This is a genomic window from Kitasatospora sp. NPDC096147 (assembly GCF_044763225.1).
In the GTDB taxonomy this organism is placed as follows: domain Bacteria; phylum Actinomycetota; class Actinomycetes; order Streptomycetales; family Streptomycetaceae; genus Kitasatospora.
The window spans coordinates 366,966-393,628 of sequence record NZ_JBIWFX010000003.1 but is presented as its reverse complement, the minus strand read 5'-3'; the positions used below and the strand labels follow the sequence as shown (position 1 = coordinate 393,628).

At 74.1% G+C, this 26,663-nt stretch carries 27 protein-coding genes, 1 pseudogene and 1 riboswitch; of the genes and pseudogenes, 13 read left to right on the top strand and 15 right to left on the bottom strand.

Annotated elements, in window-relative coordinates:
- Positions 1-17: 17 nt before the first annotated feature.
- Both ACIRBX_RS12425 and ACIRBX_RS12420 read left to right on the top strand, forming a co-directional pair.
- Positions 18-788: an ABC transporter permease gene (locus ACIRBX_RS12425; RefSeq protein WP_402295912.1), complete on the top strand. Its 771-nt coding sequence runs from the start codon at positions 18-20 to the stop codon at positions 786-788.
- 224 nt (positions 789-1,012) lie between these two features.
- Complete coding sequence (locus ACIRBX_RS12420; protein WP_402295911.1) at positions 1,013-1,600, top strand: TMEM165/GDT1 family protein; 588 nt, start codon at positions 1,013-1,015, stop codon at positions 1,598-1,600.
- A 7-nt stretch (positions 1,601-1,607) separates the two neighbouring features.
- Here ACIRBX_RS12420 and ACIRBX_RS12415 read toward each other — a convergent pair whose 3' ends face one another.
- Complete coding sequence (locus tag ACIRBX_RS12415; RefSeq protein ID WP_402295909.1) at positions 1,608-2,639, bottom strand: hypothetical protein; 1,032 nt, start codon at positions 2,637-2,639, stop codon at positions 1,608-1,610.
- Between the two features lie 250 nt (positions 2,640-2,889).
- On the opposite strand from ACIRBX_RS12415, the gene ACIRBX_RS12410 reads away from it, so the two are divergent.
- From ACIRBX_RS12410 to ACIRBX_RS12400, 3 genes are all read left to right on the top strand, one after another.
- Entirely contained in the window at positions 2,890-4,935 is a 2,046-nt protein-coding gene (locus tag ACIRBX_RS12410) for an MFS transporter (protein WP_402295908.1), read from the top strand.
- A gap of 64 nt (positions 4,936-4,999) precedes the next feature.
- Entirely contained in the window at positions 5,000-5,464 is a 465-nt protein-coding gene (locus tag ACIRBX_RS12405) for a hypothetical protein (RefSeq protein WP_402295906.1), read from the top strand.
- Between the two features lie 134 nt (positions 5,465-5,598).
- Entirely contained in the window at positions 5,599-6,513 is a 915-nt protein-coding gene (locus tag ACIRBX_RS12400) for an LLM class flavin-dependent oxidoreductase (RefSeq protein WP_402295905.1), read from the top strand.
- A 1-nt stretch (position 6,514) separates the two neighbouring features.
- Here ACIRBX_RS12400 and ACIRBX_RS12395 read toward each other — a convergent pair whose 3' ends face one another.
- The 4 genes from ACIRBX_RS12395 to ACIRBX_RS12380 form a co-directional block, all read right to left on the bottom strand.
- A complete protein-coding gene (locus ACIRBX_RS12395; protein ID WP_402295903.1) occupies positions 6,515-7,576 on the bottom strand; it encodes a hypothetical protein in 1,062 nt (353 codons plus the stop codon).
- Entirely contained in the window at positions 7,573-8,124 is a 552-nt protein-coding gene (locus ACIRBX_RS12390; protein WP_402295901.1) for an RNA polymerase sigma factor, read from the bottom strand. Before ACIRBX_RS12390 ends, ACIRBX_RS12395 begins: the two co-directional genes overlap by 4 nt.
- Positions 8,121-8,342, bottom strand: a complete 222-nt coding sequence (locus ACIRBX_RS12385; RefSeq protein ID WP_402295899.1) for a hypothetical protein — start codon at positions 8,340-8,342, stop codon at positions 8,121-8,123. The genes ACIRBX_RS12390 and ACIRBX_RS12385 overlap by 4 nt, the downstream gene beginning before the upstream one ends.
- A gap of 98 nt (positions 8,343-8,440) precedes the next feature.
- Entirely contained in the window at positions 8,441-9,289 is an 849-nt protein-coding gene (locus ACIRBX_RS12380) for a GNAT family N-acetyltransferase (protein WP_402295897.1), read from the bottom strand.
- A gap of 87 nt (positions 9,290-9,376) precedes the next feature.
- Here ACIRBX_RS12380 and ACIRBX_RS12375 point away from each other — a divergent pair, with 87 nt between their 5' ends.
- Positions 9,377-10,171 (top strand): hypothetical protein, encoded by a 795-nt coding sequence (locus ACIRBX_RS12375; protein ID WP_402295895.1) that lies wholly within the window; start codon positions 9,377-9,379, stop codon positions 10,169-10,171.
- Positions 10,172-10,180: 9 nt separating this feature from the next.
- Positions 10,181-10,513 carry an antibiotic biosynthesis monooxygenase family protein gene (locus tag ACIRBX_RS12370; RefSeq protein WP_402295894.1) on the top strand — a complete coding sequence of 111 codons (333 nt, stop codon included), beginning with the start codon at positions 10,181-10,183 and terminating at the stop codon, positions 10,511-10,513.
- 267 nt (positions 10,514-10,780) lie between these two features.
- Here ACIRBX_RS12370 and ACIRBX_RS12365 read toward each other — a convergent pair whose 3' ends face one another.
- Together ACIRBX_RS12365 and ACIRBX_RS12360 are read right to left on the bottom strand one after the other, a co-directional pair.
- Positions 10,781-11,110, bottom strand: a complete 330-nt coding sequence (locus tag ACIRBX_RS12365) for a hypothetical protein (protein WP_402295893.1) — start codon at positions 11,108-11,110, stop codon at positions 10,781-10,783.
- Between the two features lie 12 nt (positions 11,111-11,122).
- The gene (locus tag ACIRBX_RS12360; RefSeq protein ID WP_402295891.1) at positions 11,123-11,338 is read right to left on the bottom strand and encodes a hypothetical protein; all 216 of its coding nucleotides are present in this window, start codon (positions 11,336-11,338) and stop codon (positions 11,123-11,125) included.
- Between ACIRBX_RS12360 and ACIRBX_RS12355 the strand changes: the two are divergent.
- Both ACIRBX_RS12355 and ACIRBX_RS12350 read left to right on the top strand, forming a co-directional pair.
- Positions 11,337-12,272, top strand: a pseudogene (locus ACIRBX_RS12355) (Scr1 family TA system antitoxin-like transcriptional regulator); the annotation flags it as partial. The gene ACIRBX_RS12360 and the pseudogene ACIRBX_RS12355 sit on opposite strands and share 2 nt — an antisense overlap.
- A 28-nt stretch (positions 12,273-12,300) precedes the next feature.
- Positions 12,301-12,525 carry a DUF397 domain-containing protein gene (locus ACIRBX_RS12350; RefSeq protein ID WP_402295889.1) on the top strand — a complete coding sequence of 75 codons (225 nt, stop codon included), beginning with the start codon at positions 12,301-12,303 and terminating at the stop codon, positions 12,523-12,525.
- Between the two features lie 40 nt (positions 12,526-12,565).
- Here the strand turns inward: ACIRBX_RS12350 and ACIRBX_RS12345 are convergent, their stop codons facing one another.
- Genes ACIRBX_RS12345 through ACIRBX_RS12325 form a run of 5 tightly spaced genes read right to left on the bottom strand, consistent with a single transcriptional unit; the run spans position 12,566 to position 18,435 of the window.
- Positions 12,566-13,441, bottom strand: a complete 876-nt coding sequence (locus ACIRBX_RS12345; RefSeq protein WP_402295887.1) for an ECF transporter S component — start codon at positions 13,439-13,441, stop codon at positions 12,566-12,568.
- On the bottom strand, positions 13,438-15,054 hold the full coding sequence (locus ACIRBX_RS12340; RefSeq protein ID WP_402295886.1) for an ABC transporter ATP-binding protein: 1,617 nt from the start codon (positions 15,052-15,054) through the stop codon (positions 13,438-13,440). Before ACIRBX_RS12340 ends, ACIRBX_RS12345 begins: the two co-directional genes overlap by 4 nt.
- Positions 15,051-16,163: an energy-coupling factor transporter transmembrane component T gene (locus ACIRBX_RS12335; RefSeq protein WP_402295884.1), complete on the bottom strand. Its 1,113-nt coding sequence runs from the start codon at positions 16,161-16,163 to the stop codon at positions 15,051-15,053. Before ACIRBX_RS12335 ends, ACIRBX_RS12340 begins: the two co-directional genes overlap by 4 nt.
- A gap of 38 nt (positions 16,164-16,201) precedes the next feature.
- The gene (locus tag ACIRBX_RS12330) at positions 16,202-16,942 is read right to left on the bottom strand and encodes an SCO2322 family protein (protein WP_402295882.1); all 741 of its coding nucleotides are present in this window, start codon (positions 16,940-16,942) and stop codon (positions 16,202-16,204) included.
- Complete coding sequence (locus ACIRBX_RS12325) at positions 16,939-18,435, bottom strand: prenyltransferase/squalene oxidase repeat-containing protein (RefSeq protein ID WP_402295880.1); 1,497 nt, start codon at positions 18,433-18,435, stop codon at positions 16,939-16,941. The genes ACIRBX_RS12330 and ACIRBX_RS12325 overlap by 4 nt, the downstream gene beginning before the upstream one ends.
- Positions 18,436-18,499: 64 nt before the next feature.
- Positions 18,500-18,619: riboswitch (cobalamin riboswitch) on the bottom strand.
- Between the two features lie 135 nt (positions 18,620-18,754).
- Here ACIRBX_RS12325 and ACIRBX_RS12320 point away from each other — a divergent pair.
- On the top strand, positions 18,755-20,215 hold the full coding sequence (locus ACIRBX_RS12320) for an aldehyde dehydrogenase (RefSeq protein ID WP_402295878.1): 1,461 nt from the start codon (positions 18,755-18,757) through the stop codon (positions 20,213-20,215).
- Positions 20,216-20,264: 49 nt separating this feature from the next.
- Here ACIRBX_RS12320 and ACIRBX_RS12315 read toward each other — a convergent pair whose 3' ends face one another.
- Positions 20,265-20,855, bottom strand: coding sequence for a TetR family transcriptional regulator (locus tag ACIRBX_RS12315; RefSeq protein WP_402295876.1), 591 nt, complete (start codon positions 20,853-20,855; stop codon positions 20,265-20,267).
- A 311-nt stretch (positions 20,856-21,166) separates the two neighbouring features.
- On the opposite strand from ACIRBX_RS12315, the gene ACIRBX_RS12310 reads away from it, so the two are divergent.
- From ACIRBX_RS12310 to ACIRBX_RS12300, 3 genes are all read left to right on the top strand, one after another.
- A complete protein-coding gene (locus ACIRBX_RS12310) occupies positions 21,167-22,486 on the top strand; it encodes a glycosyltransferase family 4 protein (protein WP_402295875.1) in 1,320 nt (439 codons plus the stop codon).
- 117 nt (positions 22,487-22,603) lie between these two features.
- Positions 22,604-23,338 carry a class I SAM-dependent methyltransferase gene (locus ACIRBX_RS12305; protein ID WP_402296463.1) on the top strand — a complete coding sequence of 245 codons (735 nt, stop codon included), beginning with the start codon at positions 22,604-22,606 and terminating at the stop codon, positions 23,336-23,338.
- Positions 23,335-24,393, top strand: coding sequence for a prenyltransferase (locus tag ACIRBX_RS12300; RefSeq protein ID WP_402295873.1), 1,059 nt, complete (start codon positions 23,335-23,337; stop codon positions 24,391-24,393). Before ACIRBX_RS12305 ends, ACIRBX_RS12300 begins: the two co-directional genes overlap by 4 nt.
- Before the next feature lie 78 nt (positions 24,394-24,471).
- Here ACIRBX_RS12300 and ACIRBX_RS12295 read toward each other — a convergent pair whose 3' ends face one another.
- Both ACIRBX_RS12295 and ACIRBX_RS12290 read right to left on the bottom strand, forming a co-directional pair.
- Entirely contained in the window at positions 24,472-25,482 is a 1,011-nt protein-coding gene (locus ACIRBX_RS12295; protein WP_402295871.1) for a hypothetical protein, read from the bottom strand.
- Positions 25,483-25,630: 148 nt separating this feature from the next.
- On the bottom strand, positions 25,631-26,656 hold the full coding sequence (locus ACIRBX_RS12290) for an N-acetylmuramoyl-L-alanine amidase (protein WP_402295870.1): 1,026 nt from the start codon (positions 26,654-26,656) through the stop codon (positions 25,631-25,633).
- Between the last annotated feature and the right edge of the window lie 7 nt (positions 26,657-26,663).

Below are 26,663 nucleotides of genomic sequence, written 5' to 3'. Positions count from 1 at the left end.
CGGAGGGGGCTGACGGGGTGGCGGATCTGACGGCGGGCCCGCTGACGGCCGCTCAACTGCTCCCGGTCGGGCCCGCGCTCGGGGTGGCGACGGCACTGCTGCTGGCCGCCGGGGTGGCGGTGGCCGGGCTGGGGCGGCTCGGGCACGGCCGGGCGGTGCTGCGGGCCGGGCTGCGGGCGGTGCTCCAGCTGGCCGCGGTCGCGCTGGTGATCGCCTGGGTGGCCGGCTCGATGTGGACCTCGGCCGCCTTCGTGCTGCTGATGGTCGCGGTCGCGGTGCGCACGGCCGGGCGGCGGATGGTCCCGGCCGGCCCGGGCTGGCAGTGGGCCGCGCTGCCGATCGGGGCCGGGGTGCTGCCGGTGCTGCTGCTCCTGCTCGGCTCCGGGCTGCTCCCGTTCCAGGGGCTCTCGGTGATTCCGGTGGCCGGCATCCTGACCGGCGGCGCGCTGACCGCCACCTCGCTGGCCGGGCGGCGGGCGGTGGACGAGCTGACCCAGCGCCGGGGCGAGGTGGAGGCCGCGCTGGCGCTCGGCTTCGAGCAGCGGGACGCCCGGCTGGAGATCTGCCGGACGGCCGCCGCGACCTCGCTGGTGCCCGCGCTCGACCAGACCAGGACGGTGGGGCTGGTCACGCTGCCGGGTGCCTTCGTCGGCATGCTGCTGGGCGGGGCGAGCGCGGTGGAGGCCGGGGCGGTGCAGCTGTTCGTGCTGGTCGCACTGCTGCTGGTGGAGGCGGTGGCGGTCGTGGTGGTGCTGGAGCTGGTTGGCCGGGGCGCGGTGAGCGGGTAGGCTGATCGGGTTGTTGAAGGGGAGTAGCCCTCCACCGGAGCGTCGACATACTGGCCAGCGGATCCGTCCGCCGGCCCGGTGCCCGGGACACCCGTCCGCGGGTGTTGGCGAGACCTTCGGCCGCAGTGCTGTGAACATTGACCAGTGCTGCCGTGCCGAGGCGTCCCCTTCCACGGGTCATCGCGGCGGGCAGCCCCCGACCCGATGAAGGGCCCCACGCTCCGATGAGCATCACCGTAGCCGCGATCACCTTCGGCATCGTCTTCCTCTCCGAACTCCCGGACAAGACGGCGCTGGCCTCCCTGGTGCTCGGCACCAAGTACCGCGCCAGTTACGTCTTCGCGGGCATCGCCGCCGCCTTCGCCCTCCAGGTCGGCATCGCACTGGCGGCCGGCCACCTGCTCTCGCTGCTGCCGCAGCGCTGGGTGGAGGGCGTGACCGGCCTGCTCTTCCTCGCGGGTGCGGTGATGCTGCTCTGGCCCAAGGGCGAGGAGGAGGACGACGGCGCGGAGGGCCGGCAGCCGTCCTCCGGCTCGTTCTGGAAGGTGGCCGGAGCGAGCTTCCTGCTGGTGGCGGTGGCCGAGTTCGGCGATCTGACCCAGATCATGACCGCCAACCTGGCCGCCAAGTACGCGGACCCGCTGTCGGTCGGGATCGGGGCGTGGCTGGCGCTCTGCTCGGTGAGCGCGATCGCCATCCTGGGTGGGCAGAAGCTGCTGCAGTACGTCCCGATGAAGGTGATCATCCGGGTGGCGGCCTGCATCATGCTGGTGATGTCCGGCTTCAGCCTGTTCAAGGCCGTCACCGGCTGACGCCGGGTCAGCAGCGCTCGGGATCGGCCAGGGCACGCTGGAGTGCGGCGCGGGTCTTCGGCCCGTAGACGCCCCACTCCTCGTCGTAGATCTCCTCCGACACCTGCAGGCGGGAGACGACCTGGCTGGTACGCCAGTCGTAGGTGTCGTCGGCCCGCAACCCCGAGCGACCGCAGAAGTAGTCGCTCAGCTGACGCTCCAACTGGAGGACGTCCTCACCCCTCGACGGGTCCCGGAGGATCCGAGGCGGTGGGGGCGGTGCGGGTGTGGTGGGTGCCGTGGTCGGTGGGGTGCTGCTGGGCGGCGCGCTGGTGACCGGGGCCGGGGGTGCCACCGGGGTGACCGGGTCGGCCGGGGGACTGGGGACGGTGCTCGGGGTGGGGGTGGGAGTCGCGGTCCGGGAGGGCTTGGGCTTCGCCGTGGTGCGGGTGGCGCTGGGGGAGGGCTCGGCCGTCGGGGTGTCGGGGGCCGCCTCGGGTGCTGTCGGGGTGGGGCTCGGCTGGAAGGTGCCGACGGGCGCCGGGAGGGCCACCTCGTCGGGCTTCTTGGCGTCCGACGGCGCGAGCAGCAGGGCCAGCCCGGCGCCGACCGCCGCGATGCCCAGGCCCGCGCCGATGATGACGGTGCGTCTGCGGCCGGCCGACTCCTGCTCCTGCTGGCGCCGGTCGGCCCGCCCGCCGGGCGTCGCCTCGGGCACGGCGCGGAAGCCGAAGACGCCGAGGTCGGCCTCGGCGTGCTGCTGCTGCGGTGGTGGCGGCGGGCCGGGGATCAGCTGGAGGTCGGGTATCTGCTGCACCGGGATGGGCTGCTGGGTCGGTGCGGGCGGCACCATCGGCGGCCTCGGCGCCCCGGCCGGGACGGGGGGCAGCAGCTGGGTCGCGGCCTCGTCCCGCGGGGCCGGGACCGGCGGCAGCAGTTGGGTGGCGAAGCCGTCCGCCGGGACGGGCGGCATGACCGTGGTGGCGAACGGGTCCTCGGGCGCGGCCGGGGCGGGCACGTACGGCCGGACCAGGGGCCCCTCGTGGTGCTCTCCCGGCATGGGCCGGACCTCCTCGGTGGTGGTGGCGCTCGAACGGGGCTGATTATGCAGGAGGTTCCGGTGGGTGGAACAGGCACTCCTGGGGTCCCGGCCCGGTTGGTGCCGAATCGGGACGGTGCGGGGCGGGGTCCGTCAGGGGCACGGACGGCGCAGCGAGCTGATGCCGAATCAGACATTTCTGACATCATGGGGGAATCTGTCTGATCATCACCCCGGGTGGCCTGCGAGCCCCGAGCACCGAGGAGCGGGCATGGCGGAGGCGGCCACGCCGGAGCGGGCCGGGGGGCAGCAGCCCCCGGAGGAAGCGGTCCACAACCTCTGGGTGCCGATCGGCGCCCTGCTGCTGGCCATGCTGCTGGCCGCGCTCGACCAGACCATCGTCTCCACCGCGCTGCCCACCATCGTCAGCGACCTCGGCGGCCTGGAGCACCTCTCCTGGGTGGTCACCGCGTACATGCTGGCGGCCACGGCGGCGACCCCGCTCTGGGGCAAGCTCGGCGACATGTACGGCCGCAAGCGCTTCTTCCAGGCCTCGATCGTGCTCTTCCTGATCGGCTCCGCGCTCTGCGGCCTCGCCCAGAACATGGGTGAGCTGATCGCCTTCCGGGCCGTCCAGGGCCTGGGCGGCGGCGGGCTGATGGTGCTCTCCCAGGCGATCGTCGGCGACCTCGTCCCGCCGCGTGACCGGGGCCGGTACCAGGGTCTGTTCGGCGCGGTCTTCGGTGTCACCAGCGTGCTCGGCCCGCTGCTCGGCGGCGTCTTCGTGGACAACCTCAGCTGGCGCTGGGTCTTCTACGTCAACCTGCCGATCGGCGCCGTCGCCCTGGTGGTGATCGCCGCCGTGCTGCACGGCAGCGAGGTGAAGCGCCGTCACACCATCGACTACCTCGGCACCGTGCTGATCGCCTCGGTCGCCACCTGCCTGGTGCTGATGACCTCGCTCGGCGGCACCACCTGGGCGTGGGGCTCCTGGCAGATCATCGGGCTCGGCGTGCTCGGCCTGCTGCTGCTCGCGGTCTTCGTCCGGGTCGAGCAGCGGGCGGCCGAGCCGGTGCTGCCGCTGCGGCTGTTCCACTCGCGGACCTTCAGCCTGGTCGCGGTGATCTCCTTCGTGGTCGGCTTCGCGATGTTCGGCGCGCTGACCTACCTGCCGACCTTCCTCCAGGTGGTGGTGGGGGTCTCGCCGACCATGTCCGGCATCCACATGCTGCCGATGGTGCTCGGCATGCTGCTCACCTCGATCGGCTCCGGCCAGATCGTCGCCCGCACCGGCCGCTACCGGGTCTTCCCGATCGCCGGCACCGCCGTCACCGCGGTCGGCCTCTGGCTGCTCTCCCGGCTCACCGAGGACAGCTCGACCACCGAGATGAGCCTCTACTTCCTGGTCTTCGGGCTCGGGCTCGGCCTGGTGATGCAGGTGCTGGTGCTGATCGTGCAGAACGCGGTCGGGTACGAGGACCTCGGCGTGGCCACCGCCGGGGCCACCTTCTTCCGTTCGATCGGCGCCTCCTTCGGCGTCTCGGTCTTCGGCACGGTCTTCGCGAGCGGCCTGAACCGCCGGCTGGCCGAGGACCTGGCGGGGCTCCAACTGCCGCCCGGCTTCGACCCGGAGGCGATCTCCGCCGACCCGCGCTCGATCGCCGTGCTGCCCGCCTCCGCGCAGACCGTGATCCACCACGCCTACGCCGAGTCGATCACCCAGGTCTTCCTCTACGCCGTGCCCGTCGCGGTGCTCGCCTTCGTGCTCGCGCTGCTGCTGCGCGAGCAGCCGCTGCGCACCACCGTGACCGCTCCCGACCTCAGCGAGTCGATCGGCATCAACCCGGTCGAACGCTCCTCGCTGGACGAGATCGCCCGGGCCCTCTCGGTGCTCGGCAGCCGGGACGCCCGCCGCGACCTGTTCCGCCGGATCACCGCCGAGGCCGGCCTCGACCTCAAGCCCGCCTCCAGCTGGCTCATCCTCCAGATGCACCGGCACGGCTCCGCCGAACCGGCCGAACTCGCCGAACACCGCACCGTCCCGATCGCCGTCATCGAGGAGGCCGCCCGCGAGGTCGAGGGCCGCGGCCTGGCCGTCCGCAACGGCCTGCCGCTGCGCCTCACCGAGGCCGGCGCCGAGGTCGCCGACCGCCTGGCAGCCGCCCGCCGTTCCCAACTCGCCAAGCTGATCGGCGACTACGACGAGCAGCGGTTCACCGAACTGGCCGACCTGCTCAACCGCCTCAGCTCCCAACTCGGCGACCGCCCCGACCGCGGCCCCGAGCCACCCCACCGCGGCGAGGGCCGGACGTACTGACCCGGGCCACGACCTGCGGGAAACCCGTTGTACGCGGCCGGTCGGCCCGGGAAGACTCGTGGGCATGACGGAGGCACAGACGGGCCCGGCACCGCAGTGGGCGGTGCGGGCGAAGGTGGTGGCCTGGCGGCGCTTCGGCGAGGGCGGGCAGGAGTTGCGGCCCGGGCTGAAGGCGCTGAGCGGCGACGCCAAGGTGCACGTGGTGAGCGGGTACGGCGGGATGGGCTTCGAGGACGTGGTGGTGATCGGCTCCGGCCGGGGCGGCCGACGGTACGTCACCATCTCGGTACCGCTGCGCCACCTGCACGCCTTCCGCCCCGACCTGGTGTACCGCCCGGCGGTGCTCCGGCGGATCGAGGAGCGCGGGCACGAGCCGTTCGTCGCGGACGGGCGGGAGGAGATCGAGCCCACCGCCGCCTGGCTGGAGGACCTGGCCCGGCGGTACCGGGCCGAGCGGTGGGCGGGTACCGCACATCCCCCGGCCTGCCGCTGCGTCGACTGCCCGGTGGCACCGGCCGTCGGCGGGTGACCGGGGGGGGCGTGCGGGACGGCCCTTCGGGGCGACGGACTCTGCCCCGGAGTACGTCAACTGGCGGATGTGGGTTCGCACTCCGTCGATAGGGTCTGATCCCGCCGTCTCTGCTCCGGAGGGTCTCACCCGTCATGCGCCTCGGACTGTCCATTCCCCAGTACGGCCGGTTCGCCGGCCCAGGGCTGTCGGCCCGGCTCGCGGCCGACGCCGAGGAGATCGGCTACGACAGCCTGTGGGTCGGGGACCGCATCCTGGTCGCCCGGGAGCCGCAGAACCGCTACCCCGGCGGGACGGGCACGGCGCCGGCCGAGCACCGGACCTTCCTGGACCCGCTGACCCTGCTCACCGTCGCGGCCGGTGCGACCCGCCGGGTGCGGCTGGGCACCAGCACCCTGAACGCGCTCTGGTACCCGCCGGTGCTGCTGGCCCGGACCCTGACCACGCTCGACGTGGTGAGCGACGGGCGCTTGGAGGTGGGGCTCGGGCTGGGGTGGTCGAAGGACGAGTACCAGGCGGTCGGGGTGCCCTGGCGCGGGCAGGCGGCCCGGCTGGAGGAGACCCTGGACGTGCTGGAACGGATCTGGGCCGACGGCGAGGAGGTCTCGCACCGCGGCACCCTGTGGACCGTCCCACCGTCCGACATCCGGGCGAAGCCGGTCCAACGGCCGCGCCCGCCCCTGCTGTTGGGCGGCACCAGCCCCGGCGCCCTGGAGCGGGCCGGCCGCCGGGCGGACGGCTGGCTGGGCGTCGGCCTCCCGCTCCCGGCCCTCACCGCGCTCTGGGACACCGTCCGCCGGCACGCCGAGGCGGCCGGCCGGGACGCCGGGGCCCTGCGGCTGGTGCTCCGGGTCGATCCGGTGCTCACCCCGGCCGAGGACGGGCAGGTCCCCGGCCGGGGCACCCCGCACCAGCTGGTGGCCTACCTGGCTTCTGCGGTGCGGGAGTTGGGAGCCGAGCCGCTGATCGACCTGCACTTCGCGGCCCGCGACGCCGACGAGTACCTCGGGCTCGCCCGGACCCTGCACGACCTGCTCCGAGCCGGGTAGGTCACGCCAGCACCCAGTCGTTGGCGAGCAGGCCCGGTGGCAGCACCGTGTAGACGCCGGGCGTGAGCTCGGCGGACCTACCAAGCAAGGCCCCGACGTCGACCGTACGTGGCCACAGCGTGTGCTCCAACGACCAGTGCAGGCCGGTCAGTTCCTCCTCGGTCAGGGAGACGTCCGTGAGGTCGGCCCGGGTCACGTCGTCGAGCAGGCCTCCGAGCAGGGCCGAGCAGAGCCCCTGGTGGTCGACGGTGCCGAGGAGCTCGCCGAGCGCGGCGTCCAGCGTGCGGACCCAGAGCTGGGTGACCCGGAGGGTCTCCAGCAGGACGGGGTACCGGACGGAGACCGGTTCGCGGCCGAGCGCCAGGTACCCGGTCAGGGGGGTGGCCATGTTGGCGGCGATGGTCGCCGGACCCGCGAGCAGCAGCGCCCGGATGGTCCGGTGCAGGGCACGGTCCATCGCCGTGACCACTTCCTGGGTGAGGAAGAGACTGAGCCGGTGGAGCCTGTTCAGCGGCGGCAGGGGGGCCTGCCGCATGAGGACGTCCGTGAGCCGGAGTGCGCGGCGCAGCCGTTCGGCCACCTCGCGGCCGGTGTCGGGGTCGGCCAGGAGGGCGGATTCGGCGGCGCGGCCGAGCCGTCCGCGCATGACCAGCACGCCGTGCACGTCGGGCGGCGTGCGCTGGGACTCCTCCAGTTGCAGCAGCACCAACTGGACCGGTCGGAGGGTGAGGAGCAGTCGCAGGGCCTGCTCGGCGAGCTGGCCCGAGCGGACGAGTGGGTCCTGCCGGAGCTCCAGCTGCCGGGCAGCGGTGAGGGCCGGTGTGGCAGGCCCGTCGGTCTGCTGCGGCAGTGGAGCGGAGTGCGGCTCCGTGCCGGGGGGACCGACGATGGCGGCCAGACCCGCTTCGATGTCGACCAGCGTGTCCAACCGGCCTACCAGATCGGCGTGTTGGGCGTGGATCCGGATCTCCTGCAGACCGGCCCCGAGGTCCAGGGCGGTGTCGAGGGCCGCGACGAGGCTCGCGTAGCCGTCGGCGAGCGGATTGCGAGCGGTCGGTGTCATGCCTCCTCCTCCCGGGTGATCTTGGCGGCTGTGGCCCGGCGGGCCTTCAGCAGACTGGCCCGGACGGCGGCCGAGTCGATCCTGAGCTCCTCCGCGATCTCGCTCGGGGTGTGCCCCTCCAAGGTCCAGGCCAGCACCTGGCGTTGCCGGGGCGGCAGCCCGTCGAGGAGGGTCAGCAGATCCTGCCGGTGCTCCCAGAGGTGCAGTTCGTCCGGGCGGAGCCGGAGCAGACGGGTCTCCGGGACCGTCTCCACCGGGTCTTCGCTGACGGTGCTGAAATGCCGGATCAGCGCGCGGGAGGAGACCGTGCGGGCCCAGGCGGCCGGGCGGGAGATTTCCGACCAGCGGCGGTACGCCTTGATCATCGTTTCTTGGGCGATGTCACGGGCCAGCGTGAGCTGTGCGCCCTGGACCATCAGGAAGGCGACCAGCCGGGTGAAGTGATTCCGGTAGAAGTCCTCGAACTCCTCGGTGCTGTCGGTCGGTCGGCCGGTCTCCGTGGCGGGGACGGTCTCCGCCCAGACGTCGAGTTGCTCGGGCTCGTTCACCGGGGCGCCGTCCCGGGGACGGTGAGCAGGATGCGGCGGCCGTCCGGGTGATGCTCCTCGAAGCGGCTGCCGGGCGGGAGTTCGCGGGCCAGGGTCTCGATCAGGTGGTGCTGGGTGCGCAGTTGGCGGGTCTGTGAGCGCAGCCGCAGGCCGAGGGCCACCACGGCGGCGAGGTGGGCGGTCAGCAGGGCGAGGGTGCTGCCGAGGAGCGGGTCCATCCGTGCCCTTTCCCGGGAGGGTGGGGCCGCCGGCCGGCGGTCCGTCACCTACTGAGAGCCCGCCGCGCCGCCGTGCGTGAACCCGCCCCCGGCAGTGGTCAGTCGAGCGGGCGGGAGCGGGTCTCGTAGACGGTGGCGAAGCCGGTCGCGTCGTAGAGGTTCATGGCGACCTGGTTGCCGCCGAAGACGTTGAACATCAGGGTGTGGTCGCCGCCCTGACGGGTGATCCACTCGGCGGCGGCCATGGCGGAGCGGCCGTGGCCCTTGCCGCGGTGCTCCGGGTGGATCTCCAGGGAGAAGCCGAAGGTGGTGCCGGGGAGGAAGGAGTGCTGCACCCAGCCGGTGCCGACCACCTCGCCGCCGGCCTCGAAGGCGTAGAAGCCGTGGCCCGGGGTGTCCCGGCCCTGGGGGAGCTCCTCGGCGAAGTCGCGGTCCGACTTCTCCCGGGCCTGCTCGGGGGTGAGAGCGCCGGCCCGGACGATGTCGAGGACGTAGGCGTCCCGCTCGGCGGCCAGCCAGACCGGGTACTCGGCCTTGGTGAGCGGGCGGATCGTCAGGCCGGGGGGCAGGGCCGGGGGTTCGGTGGTGGCGAAGGTCCGCAGCCGGTTCTGGCCGGCGACCGGGTAGTCGGCGAACGGGCCGGGCGTACCGGTGAGGCGGGTCTCGATCCGGGTGGCGCCACGCTCGGCGCACCAGCGCTCGGCGAACGGGAGCGCGGCCGGGTCGGTGAGGTCGTGGATGCGGCCGACGCCGTCGGTGACGGAGAGGGCGAGCCAGTGGGCGGCGTCGCTGAGCAGGGTGAACGCGGGTGCTCGCTTGACTGCCTGGTCGTGAATGGCCTGCGCGAGGGCGGGTGAGCAGCCGGCCTGCCGGTAGGCGGTCACCGTCCGCTGTTCGAAGTCGGCCCACCAGGCCGTCCGGTCGGCTGCTTCCTGATAGTCGGTCATCGGATCACCCTAGGAGGGCACGGGGCTGAGGGGGCAGTGGTTTTCCGGCCGCTGCCCTGCCTCGGGCCTGGCTTGTAGCATCCGGCCATGGAGAGCCGGGGAATGATCGTGATGGTGTTCGTCGACGAGGCCGACGGGCTCCCGCTGGGGAAGGCGGAGTACCCGGCGGAGGAGCTCCCGGAGTTCCGGCCGGGGGCCGGGCTCGGGGTCGGGGAGCACCTCTGGGAGGTGCTCCGGACCGAGCCGGCCGACCGGGCCGGGGTGCTGGCGGCGGGGCGGGCCGTGGTGTCGGTCCGGCGGGTCGAGAAGGTGGACCCGCGGCTGGTCGGCTACACGATCCCGACCATGCTGGCGGACCTGCCGCCGCTGGTGCCGGCGGTCGGCGGGTCGGAGGACGACCTGGTGATCCACGAGGACGACTGGCGGCAGGTCGAGCTGATCGAGCGCCGCCAACTGGCCGGGGTGGAAGCGGAACTGCGGGCGGTCCGGCGGATCTGGGCCGAGAACGCGCGCCGGCTCGGCTCCGGTGGTGAGGAGCGCTGGGGCTTCACCGAGCTGCACCAGCGGCGCGGGCCGGCCGAGCCGCTGGTGGGCGCGCTCACGCTGGAGCGGCTGTACGCGCTGCTGCCGGTCTCCCGGACCTACGAGGGCGTGGCGCTGCGCCAGGAGCAGGGACGGGTGGCCGACTCGTTCGCGGTTGAGGTCGGGTCGGCGGTGCTCTACGGGCGGAGCGTGGCGGGGCGGGTGTCGGCGCTCGGACTGGTGGTGGCGGTGGCGCCGGGTGAGGTGCCCGGGCTCGCCGGGCTGATGGCGGAGTACGACCTGGTGCTGGTCGACTGGTGCGCGGCCCGCTCCACGGGGGCGGAGGGTGAGGGGCCGTGAGGTGGTCGCATGTCTGTCGTGAAGATCAACGTGTTGACCGTGCCCGCCGAGATGCGGGAGACGCTGGAGAAGCGCTTCGCCGCCCGGGCCGGTTCGGTCGAGGGCTCGGACGGCTTCGAGTGGTTCGAGCTGCTGCGCCCGGTCGAGGGCAGCGACCGCTACCTCGTCTACACCCGCTGGGCCAGTGAGGAGGCCTACCAGGCGTGGGCCGACGGCCCGGCCCGGGCCGCGCACGGGCAGGGCGGCGCGCCGAAGGACGGCGAGCAGCCGAGGCCCGCCGCGAGCGGTGCCGAGCTGTGGTCCTTCGAGGTGGTCCAGTCGGCGGGCCCGACGTCCGCCTGATCGCAGGCGGTTTGACCGTACGGCCCCGGTGCTCCTCGTGGAGCGCCGGGGCCTTCTGGTGGTCGGGCTGCCGGATCGGCGGCGGGTCGCACCACGATGACCTGCACGTCCCGGGCGTCGAGCGCCGTGAGGTCGGCCGGATGCCGGGTGAGGACGACGGCCCGGCTGTGGCGGGCTGCGGTCAGGGCGACCGGTGGCAGGTGCCGAACTGTGCGCTTGGGGTACCGAGCGGTCCCCTGGCGCGATGGCCGGGCCGAGGTCGTGGTGTCATTCGCCGCGTTCGCGGATGGTGCGCGGGGCCATCGGGGGTGTGGGGTTGCGGGGGATGCCGTCGACCAGGTCGTAGCGGTAGTGCCGGGCGGTCTCGGTGGAGACGCCGGCGTGGGTGGCGATCTCGTGCCAGTAGGCGCCGGCGGAGTAGGCGGCGCGGGCGGTGCGGCGGAGTCGGGCGTCCAGTGCTTCGAGGTGGGTGCGAGCGACCTGTTTCGCGGTGGCGAGTTGGGCGATCTCGGCGAGGCGGGCTTCCCGTCGGCGGCGTTCGGCTCCCTTGTGGTCGGTCGGGTCGGTCGGGTTGCTCGGGGCGGTGATGTCGCTCAAGTCAGCCTCTGGTCAGGTGGGTTGGATGATTCCGGCGGTGTGCAGCGGGCAGCGGCAGTCCGGCCAGCGGGCCATCCGGACGAAGGGGAGGCGGTCGTCCGCGAGGTAGCTGCGGGCGGAGACCGGGAGGCGGGTGCCGTCCGGGGTGATGCGGTAGACGGCCAGGGACAGGCGGACGGTGTGCGGGTCACCGTTGCCGCCGTCGGGTGGGGGTGTGGTGGTGGACATGGTGCTGCCTCCGGGGTGGGGTGGCGAATTCGCCGTAGGGTCCGCAGGGCCAGCATCAGGCTGTGATACTTCCGTCACCAAGCGTTTCGGTATGAGCGTTGCAAGACTATTGGGGGCGGGTGTGGCGGCTCGAAAGCCTGTTCCGGTGCAGGGAGTTGATCCATCGGCGACCTTGGGGGCGGTGGTCCGGCGGTACCGGGAGGCGGCCGGGCTCACCCAGGCGGAGTTGGCGGAGCGGTTGAACGCCCATCAGACGATGATCAGCCACTACGAGAACGACCGGTCGGCGCTGAACCGGGTCTGGGCCGAGCGGTTGGACGTGGCGCTCGGGGCGGAGGGCGGGTTGGTCGCCGCCTGGGAGTTGGTGACGCCGTATCTGGTGGGGCGGCGGCCGAGTTGGGACTGGTTCTCGGAGTTCGTGGTCGTCGAGCGGCAGGCGGTGCAGATCCGGGAATTGCAGACCGGGCGGGTTTCGGGCTTGCTGCAGACCGAGGCGTACATGCGGGCGCTGTTCGAGGCCCACAATCCGGACGAGGGACCGGAGTTGATCGACCGGCGGGTGGCCGAACGGCAGGGGCGGCAGGCACGGCTGGTCGGGGAGGGGGCGCCGCTGCTGGTGGTGGTGCTGGACGAGCCGACGCTGCTGCGGGTGGTGGGGTCGGTGGAGGTGATGCGGGAGCAGTTGGCGCACCTGTTGGAGTTGATGCGGCGGCCGAACGTCGTGATTCAGGTGCTGCCGTTCGGGCGCGGTGAGTCGACCCGGCTGCACACGGCAGGAATGATCCTGATGGAGTCGGCGGACGGTCAGAAACGGATCTACACCGAAAGCCTTGCGTCAGGGCATTTCATCGACGATCCGTCCGAGGTCACCAAGTATGCCGCTGACTATGATCTGACCCGCGCTCATGCGCTGCCTGTCGATCAGTCGGCACGCCTGATCCGGCGTGTCATGAAGGGACTTGATGAGCATGGCTACTTCCCCGAAGGTGGATCTGTCCGTGGCGGTGTGGGTGAAGAGCTCCCACTCCGAGGGAAACTCCGGCAACTGCGTCGAGTGGGCGCCCGGGTCGGTGGGCGGGGGCGTGGTGCCGGTGCGTGATTCGAAGGACCCGGAGGGGCCGGCTCTGGTGTTCGGGGTCGAGGCGTGGGCGTCGTTCGTCGGGTTCGCGGCCGGGTTCGAGGTCTGAGGAAGTAGCGAGGTTGAGGACGCCTGACCCCTGGTGGGGGTCAGGCGTCCTCGGCGTGTTCGAAGGTGGCCGGGGTGGCGAAGGCGGCGCGGCGGGTGGCTCGGCGGAGGGTGCGCAGGACGGGGGCGCCGATGGTGAGGCAGAGGACGGCGGTGAGGGCGGCGCGGGGGAGGTCCCAGCCGAGGGAGGTGGTGAGGCAGTAGGCGAGGAAGTGGGTGAGGTTGGTGAGGAGGTCGGCCTCGCGGGAGTAGGAGAGGGCCGGGGGGAGGCCGGCGTCGAGGAAGGGCCAGCCCTGGAGGTTCATCACGGTGCCGTAGGCGAGGGCGGAGAGGGCGCCGTAGGTGGCGAGCAGGGCGAGTTCGGGGCGGCCCCGGAGGGTGGCGGGGCCGGGGAGCAGACCGGCGCCGAGGCAGACCCAGCCCATGCTGAGCATCTGGAACGGGAGCCAGGGGCCGACCCCGGCGGTGAGCAGGGCGGAGGCGAACATGGTGAGGGCGCCGAGGACGAAGCCGAAGCCGGGGCCGAGGACGCGGCCGGCCAGCACGATCAGGAAGAACATCGGCTCCAGACCGGCGGTGCCCGCGCCGAGCGGTCGCAGGGCGGCGCCGACGGCGGCCAGCACGCCGAGCATGGCGACCGACTTGGCGTCCATCCCGGCCTGGCCGGGGCCGCCTTCGGAGATCTGGGCGATGACCACGCCGATCAGCAGCGGCAGCAGCAGGGCGAACAGCCAGGGGGCGTCGGCGGAGTGGTAGGCGACGGTGGAGGTGGAGCCGGCCAGGAGGGGCCAGCCGAAGGCCATCACGCCGATGGCGGTGATGAGCAGGAGCAGGGTGATGGAGCGGCGGCCCAGCGGGACGGGGCGGTCCAGGGGCGAGACGGGAGTGGCGGCGGGGGCGGCGGCGGGGGCGGTCATGCGGCGGACTCGGCGAGGGCGGTGGTGACCTGGGGGACCGTCAGCCAGGGGAGCGGGGCGAGGATCTTGGCGACCTGGGGGGCGAAGGCCGGGGAGGAGACCACCACCTCGGCGCTCGGGCCGTCGGCGACGATCTCGCCGTCGGCCAGGATGACGGTGCGGTGGGCGAGTTCGGCGGCCAGCTCGACGTCGTGGGTGGCGAGCAGGACGGCGTGGCCGTCGGCGGCGAGCTCGCGCAGCACGGTGACCAGGCGGGCCTTGGCGGCGTAGTCCAGGCCCCGGGTGGGCTCGTCCAGCAGGAGCAGTGGGGGGCGGGAGGTGAGCACCACGGCGAGCGCGAGGGTGAGGCGCTGGCCCTCGGAGAGGTCGCGGGGGTGCAGGGAGTCGTCGATGCCGGGGAGCAGCCTGGTGACCAGGGCCCGGCAACTGCCGGGCTCGGTACCGGAGTCGGCGTCGGCGGCGGAGCACTCGGCGGCCACGGTCTCGGCGTAGAGCAGGTCGCGCGGGTCCTGCGGGACGAGGCCGACCTGCCGGATCAGGTCGCGGGGCTTGGCCCTGTGCGGAGCAGTGGCCAGTTCGCCGAGGTGGACGGCGCCGGAGTCGGGGCGGTGCAGGCCGGTGAGGGTGCCGAGCAGGGTGGATTTGCCCGCGCCGTTGCGGCCCATCAGGGCGGTGATCTCCCCGGCGTGGAGCGGGAGTTGGACGCCGCGCAGGACGGGGGCGGGGCCGCGCCGGACCACCAGCCGGTTGGCGCCGGCCACCACCGGCCCGGGGGAGGGGGCGGGGGCGGGCGGGGTGCGGCCGTCCAGGGTGGTGCGCAGCGGGGCGGCCTTGCGGCGGGCGTCCCGGACACTGAGCGGCAGCGGGCTCCAGCCGGCCGCCCGGCCGAGGCCGACCACCGGCGGGTACACCGGGGAGAGCGCCATCACGGTGGCCGGGTCGTCCAGCAGCGGTGGCGCGTCGGGGGAGAGCAGCAGCACCTGGTCGGCGTACTGGACCACCCGCTCCAGCCGGTGCTCGGTGAGCAGCACGGTGGTGCCCAGGTCGTGCACCAGGCGTTGCAGCACGGCGAGCACCTCCTCGGCGGCGCCCGGGTCGAGGGCGGAGGTCGGCTCGTCCAGCACCAGGACCTTGGGGTGTGCGGTGAGCACGGAGCCGATCGCGACCCGCTGCTGCTGGCCGCCGGAGAGGGCGGAGAGCGGGCGGTCCCGGAGCTCGGCCAGGCCGAGCAGGTCGAGGGTCTCCTCGACCCGGCGCCGCATCACGTCGGCGAGCAGGCCCAAGGACTCCATGCCGTAGGCGAGTTCGTCCTCGACGGTGTCGGTGACGAAGTGCGCCAGCGGGTCCTGGCCGACGGTGCCGACCACGTCGGCGAGGTCGCGCGGCCGGTGCTCCCGGGTGTCCCGGCCGGCCACCGTGACCCGGCCGGTGAGCACGCCGCCGGTGAAGTGCGGGACCAGACCGCTGACGGTGCCCAGCAGGGTGGACTTGCCGACGCCGGACGGGCCGACCACCAGGCAGAGTTCGCCCTCGGGGACGGTCAGGTCCAGCTCGCGCAGCACGGGTGCGGCGGCGTCCCCGTAGCGGACGGAGACCTGGTCGAAGGTGATCACGGCTGCCTCGGGGGAAGGGAGGAGGGGGCGGGGGACGGGGCGACGAAGGCGGGGAGCAGGCCGAGCAGGACGGCGAGCGCGGGCAGCACCGGGAGGGTGGGCCAACTCGGCGGCACCACGGTCGGGTTGAAGCCGGCCGGATCGCGGAGGGAGAGCAGGATCAGCAGCCCGGCCACCGCCGCACCGGAGCCCGCCACCGACCACTCCCGCCAGGCCCACGGGTCCGGCCGGTAGCGGGTGCGGAGCGAGCGGCGCCCGCCGAGCGCCAGGCCGGCCCCGGCGGCCAGCAGGCCGAGCAGCAGCACCGGGAAGGCCCAGCCGCCGCCGTCCGCGCTGAGCAGCCCGTAGCAGGCGACGCAGACGCCGAGCAGCCCGAGCAGGGTGAGCGCGCCGGTGGTCCGGGCGATCCGGGGCGGGACGTCGGCGGTGCGGCCGAAGCCCCGGCTGTCCATCGCGGCGGCCAGGCTGACGGACCGCTCCAACGCGCTCTCCAGCACCGGCAGGCCGACGCTGAGCAGCGCCTTGATCCCCTTGTCGGAACGGCCGCGCAGGCGGCGGGCGGTGCGCACCCGCTGGACGTCGGCGACCAGGTTCGGCGCGAAGGTCATCGCCACCACGGCGGCCACCCCCGCCTCGTAGAGCGCGCCGGGCAGGGTGCGCAGCAGCCGGGACGGGCTGGCCAGCGAGTTGGCCGCGCCGACGCAGATCAGCAGGGTGGCCAGCCGCAGGCTCTGGTAGAGCGAGAAGAGCAGCGCCTCCAGGGTCACCCGGCCACCGATCCGCACCCCCTGCGCCCAGTCGGGGAGCGGGAGTTGGGGCAGGGTGAGCACCACGTGGGTGCCGCCGACGGCGGAGCCGAGCAGCACGGTGAAGACCAGCCGGATGCCCAGCACCACCAGGGCCAGCTTCAGGAAGGTGCCGTACGAGCGGGCCCAGGGCTCGGTGGAGCGGCGGACCGCGACCACGTACCCGGCGACGGCGACGATCAGCAGGAGCAGCAGCGGATTGGTGGTCCGGGAGGCCGCCGCGCCGAGGCCGAGGGCCCAGAGCCACCAGGCACCGGGGTGCAGACGGCGCGGGCCGATGGCGGAACGGGTGGCTCGGGGCACGGGAGACCTTCGGAGGAGGGAAGGGAGGGGGAGAGGGGTCAGCTGCGTCGGCGCCGGGCCTGCCAGACGGCGGCGCCGCCGAGCCCGGCGATCAGCACGACGCCCGCGACCACGCCCAGGACCGGGCCTGAGCCGCCGTCACCTGAGCCGCTGTCACCGGAGCCGCCGCCGGGGCCGCCGCCGGTCGAGGAGGCCGGACCGCCGACGTTCACCGTGTCGCCGCAACCCGCCTTCGGGTAACCGGAGATGGCACAGAGGATGCCGGCCGAGTCGTAGCGCAGCGGTGGGGCCACGGCCGCCAGCACCTCGGCGGAGGAGGCGGCCGTCGCCACCACCGCGCAGCCGGTGCGCGGGGAGGGCGTGGGCGGGGTCTCGCCGGACGGGGCGTCGGCGGTGGTGCCGAAGTCCAGCACGACGGCGACCCGCTTCCGGCCGCTCTGCGCCGGGGTGTCGGCGCAGAGCGCGGCGAAGTCTCCGGTACTGCCGGGCCGGGCGGCGTCTTGGCCGCCGTCCGGGCTGACCGCGAAGCGCCAGCCGTCCACGCTGCCGTCCGGCGGCACGTACACGGCCGGGCCCTGCTGCTGGTAGGTCCAGGCGGAGCCGGTGGACTTCCAGAAGGACCAGTAGCGGTAGCCGGTGGCGTGCGCGGGGGCGGGGAGGAGGACGAGCAGCAGGACGGCCAGCGGTAGGGCCAGCGGTAGGGCCAGGGCCCGCTGCACGGGGGAGGCCGGTGCGGCGGCGGCCGGGGCCACCGCCGCACCGGGCTGACGGGGCGTCACTTCTGCTCGCCGTCCTTGCCCTCGGCCGGGGCCTCGGCGGGCTTCGCGGTGCCCGACGAGCCGTCCGACGAACCGTCCGACGAGCCGTCCGACGTGGCGCCCGGGGCGGCGGGCTCGGTGGTGCGCGTCGTGGTGGGCGCCGTGGCGGGCTTGGCGGCGCCGCCCGGGGTGTGGTTGCCGCGCTTGCGCTGGAGGCTGATCAGCAGGCCGCCGCCGATGCCGATCAGCAGGCCGACGCCGATCAGCCAGAACGGGGAGAAGCCGCCGTTGTTCTCGGCCTCGGTGATGCTGGAGCCGGGGGCCTTGGTGCCCTTGGGGTAGTCCGAGGCGGCGGCGCCGGCGGCCGGCGGCACCGACTTGGGGGCCGGGCCGGAGTCGATCAGCAGCTGGAGGATGTTGCTGCCGCCGAAGTTGAGCGGGTCCAGCTTGGCCGCCTGGGCGGTCAGCACCAGGGTGGCGGCGGCGGAGGCGTCGGTGCCGGACGGACCCTTGGTGGCCCAGGCGTAGCCGTTGCCGGCCAGCCAGTCGGTCGGACCGGCCGCCTCCTTCGGGTGGCCGGCCTGGATCAGGCTGAGGGCGGCCCAGGCGGTGGCGGCGAAGTCGGGGGTGGGGGCGGCGCCGGGGGTGGTGAGCATCAGGTGCTGGCCGTCGATGGCCAGTTGCCCGACCAGGTGGGCCGAGACCGCCTCGGCGGAGGCCGCGCGCGGCACCGGGCCGGAGGTGGCGGTGGAGCAGTCCAGCGGCTTGGGCGCGGCGTCCACCCGGTTGGTGTTGGTGACGGGCAGCTTGCCGCCGGCCGCGGCCAGGGCGGCCTGGGCGGTGGCCAGTCCGTTGGGGGCGAGCGTGCCGTCCGGGGCGGGCTGGTAGGCGAAGGCGCCGCGCTGGCCGACCGGGGCGGCGCAGCCGAGCTGGAAGAGTGCCAGGCCGTCGTAGGCGCTCTTGCCGTCCTTGGCCACCGCCGCAGGGTCGGTGCCGACGGTGAGCAGCGCGCTGACGGCCAGTCCGGTGGAGTTGGCGTCGCCCGGGTTGCCCGGGTTGTACGCCCAGCTGCCGTCCGGGTTCTGAACCCGCTTCAGCCACTCGACGCCCCGGCTGACCGCGTTCTGGTGGCCCTCCAGCTTGCTCAGCGCCTGGATCGCCATCGCGGTGGCGTTGCTGTCCTCGGTCTTGGTGTCGCAGCCGGCCGGGTCGGTGCCGGCGGCCCGGTACGAGGGCCAGCCGCCGTCCGCGCACTGCTGGCCGGTGAGCCAGTTCACCGCGTCGTCGGCGGGCACCACGCCGGAGTTGGCGAGGGCGATCAGGGCCAGCGACTGCCGCCACACCCCGTCGTAGCTCGGGTCGCCCTTGCCGTAGACGGCGGCCGGTGCCGCGACGGGGGAGGGGGAGGCCGACGGGGTGTCCGCGAGGGCGGGGGCGGCGGTGCCGGCCAGCAGGGCGGCGGCCAGGGTGGCGGTGGCCAGCGCGGCTGTGCCTGCGCGGGTGGTGGTGAGCATGGCGGTGCTTGGACCTTTCGGTGAGCGGTTGCGGCGGTGTGGGGGCACCGCCCGTGGACCTCGACGTGGCCGCTCGCTCCCGGACGGGCATTCCGACTTTCACGGCTGCGGGTCAGTGCCGGAGTCCCACCGGCTTCCCCCGTCGAGGAGCGGATGAAGTTGTACCGGCGGCTACAGACTCTAACCGCCCGAAAGGTCCGGTCCGTGCCGACACGGTCCGTTCCCGTCCGGGTGACGCGGTCTGGACGCCGCCCTGCGGGACGCACTAGAAACGGACTGGAACAGGTATCAGTTTCGGGCGTGAGTGGAGGAGTCGGGGATGACCGGGGTGGTCGAGCACGGCGAGCTGTTCATCGGGGGAGCCTGGACCGGGCCGGCCGGCCCGGGGGTGATCGAGGTCCGCTCCCCGCACACCGAGCAGGTGATCGGCCGGGTGCCGCACGCCGCCGAGGCGGACGTCGACCGCGCGGTGGCCGCCGCCCGGCGGGCCTTCGACGAGGGGCCGTGGCCGCGCACCTCCCCGGCCGAGCGGATCGCGGTGGTCCGCCGGATCCGGGACGGCCTGGCCGCCCGGGCCCGCGAGCTGGCCGAGCTGATCACCGCTCAGAACGGCTCGCCGATCTCCTGGAGCCTGCCGGCCCAGGGGCAGGGGCCGGTGGCGATCTGGGACGCCTATCTCAAGGTGGCCGAGGCGCACGTCTTCGAGGAGCTCCGGGACGGTGCCTTCGGCCGGGCCCTGGTGCGCACCGAGCCGGCCGGGGTGGTGGCGGCCGTGGTGCCGTGGAACGTCCCGCAGTTCTGCATCGCCTCCAAGCTGGCGCCGGCCCTGCTGGCGGGCTGCACGGTGGTGCTGAAGACCTCGCCGGAGACGCCGCTCGACGCCTACGTGCTGGCCGAGGTGGTCCGGGAGGCCGGGCTGCCCGAGGGCGTGCTCTCCGTCCTCCCGGCCGACCGGGAGACCAGCGCCTACCTGGTCGGCCACCCCGGTGTGGACAAGGTCTCGTTCACCGGCTCGGCCGCCGCCGGGCGGCTGGTGATGGCCAGTGCGGCCCGCACCCTGAAGAAGGTGACCCTCGAACTCGGCGGCAAGTCCGCCGCGATCGTGCTCCCCGACGCCGACCCGGAGCGCACCGTCCGCTCGCTGGTCGCCGCCGCCTACCTCAACAACGGCCAGGCCTGCGTCGCCCAGACCCGGATCCTGCTCCCCGCCGCGCACCACGCCGAGCTGGCCGAGCGCTTCACCGCCGCCGTGGCCGCCCTGAGGACCGGCGACCCGATGGACCCGGAGACGGCGGTCGGCCCGCTGGTGACGGCCCGTCAGCGGCAGCGCAGCCTGGACTACATCGAGCTGGCCCGGGCCGAGGGCGCCAAGCTGCTCACCGGCGGCGGGGTGCCGGCCGGCCTGGAGCGCGGCTGGTACGTCGAGCCGACGCTCTTCGACGAGGTCCGCAACGACAGCCGGATCGCCCGTGAGGAGGTCTTCGGGCCGGTGGTCTGCCTGCTGCCCTACCAGGACGAGGAGGAGGCCGTCCGGCTGGCGGACGACTCCGAGTTCGGCCTCTCCGGCTCGGTCTGGACCGCAGACGTCGAGCACGGCCTGGACATCGCCCGCCGGATCCGCACCGGCACCTACGCGGTCAACACCTTCCTGCTCGACTGCGGCGTCCCGTTCGGCGGCTACAAGCAGTCCGGCGTCGGCCGCGAGTTCGGCCCCGAGGGCTTCGCCGAGTACCTGGAGACCAAGAGCATCGTGCTGCCCCGGGGGTACACCGCGCCCTGACGAGGGATCAGGGGCGTGGGCTCACGGGCACGGGATCGGGCGCGTGGGCTCAGAGGGTGAGCAGGCGGGCGGCGGTGTGCAGGTCGGCGCGGACCTCGGCGAGGGAGGCGCGGCCGGAGAGCCAGGCCAGCAGGGTGGCGTGCCAGGTGTGGGCGACCACCCGGAGGGCGGCCTGCTGGGCGGGGGTGGGGGTGGGGCCGAGCTGGGCGGCGTCCAGCACGATGGCCGAGGTGACGGCGGAGACGGCGTCCACCTCGGCACCCACCGAGCGGTCGGCGAAGGAGAGGGCGCGCACCATGGCCTCCGCGAGCCGGGGCTCGCGCTGGAGGGCGTGGAACGCCTGGGTGAGGGTCTCCGCGACCCGGGCCGCCGGGTCCTCGCCGGTCGGGGGGTGGCGGCGGACCTGCTCGTGCAGGTGCTGGAGCTGCTCCTGCATCACCGCGACCAGCAGGTGCACCTTCGAGGGGAAGTACCGGTAGAGGGTGCCCAGCGCCACCTCGGCGGTCTCGGCCACCTCGCGCATCTGCACCGCCTCGTACCCGCCCCGGGCGGCCAGCGCGGTGGAGGCGCGCAGGATGCGGCGGCGGCGCTCGGCCTGACGGGGTGTGAGCCCGGCGCCGGGGGCGGCGGTGGTGGTCATGCGGGCCTCCCCGGGCGGACCGGCGGACGTAGGGGACGGGGGTGATTGAACCACGGGGCGGGAGGTGAGGACACGTCGACGGGAAGGCGTCGGGAGAGCTATGTCACAGTGAAGGCCGGGTCGGGCTGCCCGGTGGAGCAGTCAGAATGGAGCTCTCCGGAACTGACGTACCCGTCAGTAGCGAGGCAGGGGTCGACCGTCCGCCCGCGGGCCCCGAGCCGGGTATCTTCAAGGCCCACAGAAGCATGAAACGTGATCTACTTTCCGGCCCGCGCCGCTGCGCGGACGGGAGTAGGGGACAGGAGCCCCGGATGACCGCGCTGCCGCCGCGACCGCTGCGCATCGCCCTGCTCTCCTACCGGGGCGACCCGTACTGCGGCGGCCAGGGCGTGTACGTCCGCCACCTCTCCCGCGAGCTGGCCCGGCTCGGCCACCACGTGGACGTGATCGGCGCCCAGCCGTACCCGGTGCTGGACGAGGTCGAGGGCCCGGGCAGCGTCCGGCTGGTGGAGCTGCCCAGCCTGGACCTGTACCGGGCGGACGACCCGTTCCGCACCCCGGCTCTCGGCGAGTACCGGGGGCTGGTGGACGTGCTGGAGGTGGCCGGGATGCGGACCGGCGGCTTCCCCGAGCCGCTCACCTTCTCGCTCCGGGCCCGGCGGTACCTGGCCGCGCACAAGGGCCGCTACGACGTGGTGCACGACAACCAGACCCTGGGCTACGGCCTGCTCGGACTGGCCCGGCACGGCTTCCCGCTGGTCACCACCGTGCACCACCCGATCACCGTGGACCGGCAGTTGGAGATCGACGCCGCCACCACCCGGCTGGAGCGGCTCGGCAAGCGCCGCTGGTACGGCTTCGTCCGGATGCAGCGCCGGGTGGCCGCCCGGCTGGCACACGTGATCACCGTCTCCGGCAGCTCCAAGAGCGAGATCGCCGAGCACCTGGGCACCCCGCCGGGGCGGATCGCGGTGGTGCCGATCGGCGCCGACACCCGGCTCTGGTCGCCCGCCGAGGAGATCGCCGTGGTGCCCGGACGGATCGTCACCACCTCCAGTGCGGACGTGCCGCTCAAGGGCCTGGTCCACCTGGTGGAGGCGCTGGCCAAGGTGCGGACCGAGCGCGAGGCGCACCTGGTGGTGGTCGGCAAGCCGCAGAAGGGCGAGGGCCCGGTGAGCGAGGCGGTCCGCCGCTTCGGCCTGGAGGCGCACGTCGAGTTCCGCACCGGGCTGACCGACCGGGAGCTGGTCGACCTCTACCGGTCGGCCGAGGTGGCCTGCGTGCCCTCGCTGTACGAGGGCTTCTCGCTGCCCGCCGCCGAGGCGATGGCCACCGGCACCCCGCTGGTCGCCACCACCGGCGGCGCCATCCCCGAGGTGGCCGGCCCGGACGGCGAGACCTGTCTCGCGGTGCCGCCCGGCGACGCCGGGGCGCTGGCCGCCGCGCTCGGCCGACTGCTGGACGACCCGGACCTGCGGGCCCGGCTCGGCGCGGCCGGGCGGGAGCGGGTGCTGGCCCGGTTCACCTGGCAGCGGGCCGCCGAGCTCACCGTCGAGCAGTACCGCGCGGCGGTCGCCACCGGGGCCGGGCAGCGGGCCCGGGCCGGGGCGGGCTGGCGCTACGTCGGTTGAGCCGCACCCCGCCCGGGGCCTGACGGCCCGTCACCCGCACGCCGCACCAACGTCACGCCGATGCCGTCCCGTACCACCGCCAGCCCGTACCACCGCACCAACGAATGGGAGCCCGTAGTGCTGACCGTCGATTTCTCCCGCTTCCCGCTCGCCCCCGGCGACCGGGTGCTCGACCTGGGGTGCGGTGGGGGCCGGCACGCCTTCGAGTGTTACCGGCGCGGGGCGAACGTGGTGGCCCTGGACCGGAACGGCGAGGAGATCGCCGAGGTGCGCAAGTGGTTCGCCGCCATGGAGCAGGCCGGGGAGGCCCCGGCCGGGGCCTCGGCGGTGGCGATGGAGGGCGACGCGCTCAACCTGCCGTTCGAGGACGGCACCTTCGACAAGATCATCATCTCCGAGGTGATGGAGCACATCCCCGACGACAAGGGCGTGCTGGCCGAGATGGTCCGGGTGCTCAAGCCGGGCGGCCTGCTGGCCGTCACGGTGCCGCGCTACCTGCCGGAGAAGATCTGCTGGGCGCTCTCCGACGAGTACCACGAGGTCGAGGGCGGGCACATCCGGATCTACAAGGGCGACGAGCTGGTGGAGCGGGTGAAGGAGGCCGGGCTGGAGCCGTACGGTCAGCACCACGCCCACGCGCTGCACTCGCCGTACTGGTGGATCAAGTGCGCGGTCGGCGTCAACAACGACAAGGCGTTGCCGGTCAAGGCGTACCACCAGCTGCTGGTCTGGGACATCGTCGGCACCCCGGTCATCTCGAAGATCACCAAGGCCGCCGAGAAGGCCCTCAACCCGGTGATCGGCAAGAGCTTCGTGGTCTACGCCAGCAAGCCGCGGACGGCGGGCGCATGACGGCCGCGATCCCCGAGGCCCTGCTGCTGGACGGCGTGCTGGACGCCCGGCAGGCCGCCGACACCGTCCGCTCCATCCTGGCCGACCAGCTGCCGGACGGGGCCATCCCGTGGTTCGGCGGCGGGCACCTGGACCCCTGGGACCACACCGAGGCCGCGATGGCCCTCGACACGGCCGGCGAGCACGCCGCCGCCGAGGCCGCCTACCGCTGGCTGGCGGGCCGTCAGAACCCGGACGGCTCCTGGTACGCCGCGTACGTCGAGGGCGAGGTGACCAGCCGGGCCAAGGAGACCAACTTCTGCGCCTACCTGGCGGTCGGCGTCTGGCACCACCACCTGTCCACCGGCGACGACGCCTTCCTGGAGTGGATCTGGCCGGTGGTCCGGCGGGCGCTGGACTTCACCGTCGGCCTGCGGCTGCCCGGCGGGCCGATCGCCTGGCGGCAGGACGAGGACGGCAGCGCGCCGGACGAGGCGCTGCTCACCGGCTCGTCCAGCATCCTGCACGCGCTGCGCTGCGGGCTGGCCATCGCGGACTACCTCGAAGAGCCGCAGCCGGACTGGGAGTTGGCGGCCGGCAAGCTGCGGCACGCGATCACCCACCACCCGGAGCGGTTCCTCGACAAGGACCGCTACTCGATGGACTGGTACTACCCCGTGCTCGGCACCGCGCTGCGCGGCGAGGAGGCGGTGGCCCGGATCGAGAAGGACTGGGCGAGGTTCGTGGTGCCCGGCCTCGGGGTGCGCTGCGTCAGCGACCGACCGTGGGTGACCGGCGGCGAGAGCGCCGAACTGGCGCTCGCGCTCTGGGCGGTGGGGCAGTCGGACCGCGCGGTGGAGATCCTGCGCTGGATCCAGCACCTGCGGCACCAGGACGGCTCGTACTGGACCGGGTACGTCTTCGAGGACGACGCGATCTGGCCGGAGGAGCGGACCACCTGGACGGCCGGGGCGCTGCTGCTCGCGGTGGCGGCGCTCGGCGGGGACCACGCGACGGTGGCCGTCTTCGGCGGGGAGCAGCTGCCGGCCGGGTTGGTGGTCGAGGACTGCTGCTGAGCGGCGCAGGACGTGGGGGGGGGGCGGGGGGGGGGGGGCCCCCCCCCCCCCGCCCCCCCCCCACGTCCTGACCGGGCGTCAGCCGCGCTGGATGCCGGAGACGTCGCTCAGCAGGCCGTGCGAGCCGTCCTGGAGCTGGGCGACCAGCGCGGTGCCGCGCTGCTCGACGGCCAGGTACCAGGTGCCCGGGAGCAGCTCGCCGACCGGCGGGCCGGCCGGGTTCTCCTTGGGGGTGAGCCGGCGCGGGGCCGGGACGGCGAACCAGAACGGCGCGAAGTCGGCGGCCGGCGGGGCCGGGGTGGCCGCGGCCGGGTTCGGCAGCGGGGCGGTGACGGCGGGCTGGACCTGGGTCGGCTCCTGGTGGGAGGCCGGGTCGGGCAGCGGCGCGGTGGTGCCGGCGCCGCCCGGGGTCGGGTAGCCGTAGCCGCCGGGCTGGGGCTGCTGCTGGGCGGAGTAGCCGGGGAGGCCGCCGCCGTGCAGCGGCTGGCCGGGCTGCGGCTGGCCCGCGGCCTGGCCCTGGGCCTGGTCGTAGCCGAACGGCGCGCCGGGCTGGCCGGCCTGGCCGGGCTGGCCCGGCTGGAAGCTGCCGCCCGGGGCGAACGGCGAGGCGGGGGCGGCCGGGGTGGCCGGCTTGTCCGCCAGCAGCGGGGCCTTGAGGGCGGGCACCAGCGGGCCGGCGGCGGTCGCGCCGGCCAGCACCAGCAGGGCGACCACGCTGAGCCAGGCGCCGAGGCCGCTGCTCACGCCCTCGCCACCGCCGGCCAGGGCCCACAGGCCCGACCAGAGGGCGGCGAAGGAGAGGCTGGTGCCCCACTGGTCCAGCCGCAGGCCGAGGATCTGGCGCCCGTTGGCGGCCTCGCCCTGGAAGCGCTGCACCAGCACCAGCGCGGCGCCGGCGATGCCCAGCAGGAAGACCGAGGGCAGCACGGGGAAGTTCAAGGAGTCCCACGCGTTCCACGACCGCGAGTCGCAGGCGATGGTGCCCATGCAGAAGCTGGCGGTGCGGTACGGAAGGAAGGAGGAGATGAAGAGCAGGACGGCCGCACCTGCGACGGCGGCGTCTCCCCTGGTGAGAGCGCGCAGATTCACTAACGTTCCCCTCGTCGGTGTGTGTCGTGGACGGCTGTGTGGTGGATGACGGGGCAAAAGCCTAGGGCCAAGCCCTCCGGGACTGTACGGCGGGTTCCCGAAAACGGACGGTGTCGTGCCAAAACACCCAAGACCGGGACCGGGCGGCTCAGCTCTTGCTAGGGCCGGCGGCGGGGGTGGTGAGGAAGGCGGTCACCGCGTCGGCGATGCCCTGGGCGGCGCGCTGGCGCCACTGCGGGTCCGTCATCCGGCCGGCGTCCCCGGTGTTGCGCATGTTCCCGCACTCGATGAAGACCTTCGGGACCTTGGAGAGGTTGAGCCCGCCCAGGTCGCTGCGGGTGTCCAGGCCCTGCTCGCCGATGTAGTCCGCGTAGGGCTCGTCGGTGGCGGCCTTGAAGTGGTCGCGCAGCAGCAGGCCGAGGCGGTGGGACGGCTCGACGATCGCGGTGGTGTCCGCCTTCCCGGCCTTCACCTTGGCGGGCATGATCACGTGGAAGCCGCTGTCGGCGCCGCCGGCCCCGTCCCCGTGCACCGAGACCGCCGCGTCGGCCTTGCCCTCGTTGCCGATCCGGGCCCGCTCGTCGATGCACGGGCCGAAGGCGCGGTCGTCGTCCTGGGTGAAGAGCACCTTGGCCCCCCGGGCGGTCAGGATCTCCCGGGCCCGGCGGGAGACGTCCAGGGTGTAGGCGGCCTCGGAGTAGCCCGCGTTCGTGGTGGTGCCGGTGGTGTCGCACTCCTTGCGGGCGTTGCCGATGTCCACCTTGCGGTTGATCTCGGTGGCGTGCTTGCCGTTGGCGGGGTTGTGGCCCGGGTCCAGCAGCACCGTACGGCCCGTCAGGACGCCCGCACCGGTGGGCACTCCGGCCACCCCGGCGGGCGGGGCGGGGGTCGCGCTCCCGGCCGGGGACGCCTCGGGGGTGCTGCCCGGCTCCGGGGAGGCGGTCGGGGTCTCGGTCGGCCAGCTGCTCGGCATCGGGGCTTCGGGGTCCGAGACGGGCGGGGCGGCCCGGTTGGCACCCTTGCTCTCCTCCGCCCCGGCGCCCTCACAGGCGGTCAGGGCGAGCGCGGCGGCGCAGGCCAGGGCGGCCAGGGTGACGGCGCGGCCCGGGCGGGGGGCTGGGCGGGGGGCCGGGCCGGGCGGGGTGGAGGTGTGGGGGCGGGCGGTGCGGGTCACGGGTGGT